General features: G+C 52.3%; 2 protein-coding genes. Both read right to left on the bottom strand.

Annotated features, from left to right (window positions below):
- Positions 1 to 13: 13 nt before the first annotated feature.
- On the bottom strand, positions 14 to 2,176 hold the full coding sequence (locus tag HN413_02325; protein ID MBT3389225.1) for a DUF4012 domain-containing protein: 2,163 nt from the start codon (positions 2,174 to 2,176) through the stop codon (positions 14 to 16).
- Between the two features lie 120 nt (positions 2,177 to 2,296).
- Complete coding sequence (locus HN413_02320; GenBank protein MBT3389224.1) at positions 2,297 to 4,048, bottom strand: polysaccharide biosynthesis tyrosine autokinase; 1,752 nt, start codon at positions 4,046 to 4,048, stop codon at positions 2,297 to 2,299.
- Positions 4,049 to 4,072 lie beyond the last annotated feature (24 nt).

Below are 4,072 nucleotides of genomic sequence, written 5' to 3'. Positions count from 1 at the left end.
GAGGTTCATGCACCTATTTTGCCGCAGTTCCTCTTACTTTTGTCCAAAGTCCAAAGTCCCAATAACAACGAATAACTAAATCATAATATTCACCACTTCCATAGGAAGCATGGATACACGCCTCCGCACCAGTTCCTGCGTTGCGGTGTTTCAGGGTCAGCAGTGCTTGTGGCAGGCCAAGATCAGCAAGATTGACGAAATAGTCAATCGCAGTGTCGGACACGGCATTGACTTTATTCCACCCCAGGTTGGTATCTACTACCATCAAGTAGTCCCCCTCCCCAGGGCGCATCGCACCATTCCAGCCCAGTTGCGCGATCAGTTCATTGACAGCCAGATCATCAAACTGGAGGAGCAGATGGCGTTCATTCAGCGCGCGCACAACGGTTTCCATCAGTGCTTTCCAGGGAAGATTGGGGTCATTTTGCAGTTGGGTGATCATGGCCTTGGCGATGATTCCGATAAAGCCTTTGCGCTCCGGATCATTCCCCTCATATTCGCTCTTTGAAGCCCGCATAATTTCGATCACATTTTCGGCGGTAACAACGTCGGTTGAAGCCTCAGCTCTAATCGGGCCGAGTACTTCAAGTAATAATTTCAACATATACTGATCAATCGCGATTACGCCATCCACAGAGTGCGCGCTGCTATAGGCGTAAAGATACTCGGCCCAAATTGCAGTCGTGGGGAAATCGGGCGACCAGTTGCTATTGCGGAAGGTAAACATCCAGGCGCGGATATATTCTTGCATTTGCCAGGGAGGCGCGGGATATTGTCGGGTAAGATCATCAAAGGCATATGAATCTTCGACCCGAAAGGCAATGATTTTGCCATTTTCGATGGTGATGATCGCCGCCGCGGCGATAAATCCCCCCGTGGCGCGAATCTCATCTTCGTTCTGGATTAATATTAAATAGGTTTGCGGCCCATAAGGAGCTGCGCCCATCAATTTGGGGAGCGCTCCCAGCGCATTCACACCGTCTTCCAACAACGGCAAATAGGGGTCTATTCTTTCTAGCAAGGGGCGCGTTTGGGGAGATAATTTTTCTGCATCGATGCCGGTGCGTGCAGCCAAAGCAGCTTGCAGCGCGGTTTGCGCAATTTCAAAACGCGGCTGAGCCGCAGCCAGATCTGCTAATATCTCAGGGAAAGCAAGCTGTGGCGCTTCGGGTTGCCCCTCCGCGATGAGCGGCGAGACAATCTGAAAACCTTCATCGGCAGCACCTGCCAAACCAGCGGCAAAATCTACCAGATCGCCTGCGGCGGCAAGATCGCCTCCATAAAGCGGCAGCCACCCCAACAGGCGTCCGCCCCAGCGATAGGGTTTGATCTGTGCCTGCAAAGCCAGTACATCCTGACGTGTTTGCGCCAGCAAATCCTCCACTTCCCCCACCCTTTCAAGCGAAGGTTCTATTTCCAAGAATTGTTGCAATTGATCTACATCGGACTTAAAGGCGCGATAGAGCCGGTATGTACGCAGCCCCTGCCAGCCAAAGAATACCACCAACACCAGCAGCAGTGAAAGCCATATCTGGCGGGCATGACGACGATAAAAAGCAACTCCCGGCCTTAGTGTGACAGCAGGTTCAGTTATGGGGATACTTATTTCAACATCTTCAGCCTGTGGATTGAGCACAATTGATTCACAGGCGTATTGGGCGCTGAGCAGCCGTTCACGGTCACGCAGGAATTCGGCCAACCGTTCAAGCCCGCGTAGATGCCAATCGCTGAGCGTGCTTACCGGGCCTGCCTGATATTCATCGCCAACCAACCGATAACGCGCAATCGCCTCGGGAGAAAGCAGTTCAGGCGGCTGTTGATGCGCATAGCTCAGAATCACTTCATCAATGCGCCCCCAGGCATCCAGTAAACTCACCGGGCGCGCAACCAAAAAGTCAAAGGGCGCAAAATATAACGCGCCGATGATACCAAATTGTCCCCAACGGGTATCAATGCGTTTGCCACGGCGCGGCGGCGTCCCTGGCATGGTTTCGCGAAAAAGCGCGCTCAGTGCAGATAATAATTGATAACCAGCGCTGTGGGCGTTAATTGCAGGTTGCTGCGCGGCAAATTGTTGCACCCAAAGGCTTTTTGTCCAGGGATGCTCATCCAGTGACGCTGGCGCTTGCGCCGCTTCAAGGATTTGTTTCAAGTTTGTGGTAATTTCTTTGAGCATTTTCGAAACATGTTACTGATTAAATCTTCGCTGCGCTTAACAACCCACTATTTATGAAACAAGAGCATGTGCGAGACTATTGTCTCGCACATGCCCTTGTTTCGTGAAGCTAATCCCGACCTACTCATTTTCCGCGGCCGGATAGATCACCCAACTGCCTGCCAGGATGGTATCGCCCGATTCAAGGTTGTTGTACGACAAGATATCCATGGTCAATACGCCCAGATCAATCGCTAAATCCTCTGCCCGAATATCTTCCATCACATTGATGACCGAGAAACGCACCACATTGGTTGGATCTGTACGCTCAATCATAATCACCAACACTTGTCCAGCCTGGATGCTGCCTTTGACTTCATTCGCTGCGTAAATAACTTCGGCTGAGGTCAGGTACAGGTCTTCCAACACAGGCACACTCTCCCCAGGCCCCACCTGGTGCAGCACATACTCATTCGCCGGACCAAAAGGCGCTGTTAGCGCGAAACTCAAATCAAGGGTCGGGATTGCCGTGGGGACAACCGTTGGGATAACCACACGCCGCGGGAAAATTACCCAGCGCCCGGGCGGGATGGTCTCATGCGCGCCAAGCGCGTTATACTGGATGAGTTCTTCAACCGTCGCACCACGGCTGGCGGCAAAATCGGCAACCAGGACTTCTTCATCTAAAAATAAAACAGTAAGCGGCACAATCCCTAAAGAATCGGTGCGACCAGGCATAATCACAATCACCTGATCGGGCTGTAAACTCTGATTGGGCAGCAATCCGTTTGCTGCGACAATCACATCACGATCCGTCTGAAATTGTTCTGCCAGTGTAGGAAGGTTATCACCAAACTTAACCTGGTGAAGCAGATATTCGTTCTGTGCCCCAAAGGGAGTAGCCAGACCAGGCCCGGGGGTGGGCTGCAAGAGAGTAGGGGTTAGCGTAGGTATGGAAGTAGGCGCCAGAGTAGCTGTCGCTTCACCCCCCTCCGTGCCCGAAACTTTAGTAACGGATTGCTGTGGCAAAGTCGGCGTTGCAATAGGCGACTCTTTCATCGCAGTAGCTTCTGATAACGCTTGAGCTACAGATATTGTAGTGGGGGTTGCTTTGGTGCTGCCGCCCATCCAGGCGGGAAGACCCTGCCCGGTAGCCACACCCAACCCTAGCCATACAGCGCCCAAGAATACTGCAACCGCGGCAAATCCGACCAACGCTCGCCGTACCAGACGGCTTTTCGCACTGCCTTCACCTTCTGGATGTCCGTAATACTGGTCATCATAACGATAATAGTATCCGTAACGTCCTGATTTTGGGTCTACTTCATTAATCACAACCCCTATCAGGTTCGCCCCCACCCGGCGCAACTGTTCCACCGCATCGCGCGCCGCGGTTAGTTTTGTTTCACCAGGTTTTACGACCAACAAAACGCCATCTACACGAGGCGCAAGGATTGCCGCATCAGTTACAACCATCAACGGCGGCGAATCAATAATCAGCACATCCCATTCCGTGCTCAAATATCGAATGAGCTGGTTCATTTTCTCGGAGGCCAACAGCTCGGATGGATTGGGTGGATTCTTCCCTGCCGTCATCACTTCCAACCCGTCAGATTTTGTTGCCTGAATTAATCCTTCGGGTAGAGCCTGGCTGTCCGTAAAATCGGTTCGATAGACAAATACAGCGCTGAGGCCCAACTGATTGGTAAGTTGGTGGTAGGTGTGCTGCGTCGGGCGGCGCATGTCGGCATCCACGATCACAGCGCGCTTCCCCCCCTGGGCAAGGGCTGTACCCAAATTCGCCGATATGGTGGATTTGCCCGCGCCCGCCGAGGGGCTGGTAATCAACAGGGAACGAATAGGGTACTTTAGTTTCGCCAAAATAATGAGCATTGGAAATCTGGTAGGATAGGTTAT

This window comes from Chloroflexota bacterium, from assembly GCA_018648225.1.
In the GTDB taxonomy this organism is placed as follows: Bacteria; Chloroflexota; Anaerolineae; order Anaerolineales; family UBA11858; genus NIOZ-UU35.
This window is presented reverse-complemented; position numbering and strand designations above follow the sequence as displayed.

What these genes read in the sequence shown, in the direction of transcription:
- HN413_02320 (MBT3389224.1), bottom strand. Translation starts at nt 4,048, where the DNA reads ATGCTCATTATTTTGGCGAAACTAAAGTACCCTATTCGTTCCCTGTTG.
- HN413_02325 (MBT3389225.1), bottom strand. Translation starts at nt 2,176, where the DNA reads ATGCTCAAAGAAATTACCACAAACTTGAAACAAATCCTTGAAGCGGCG.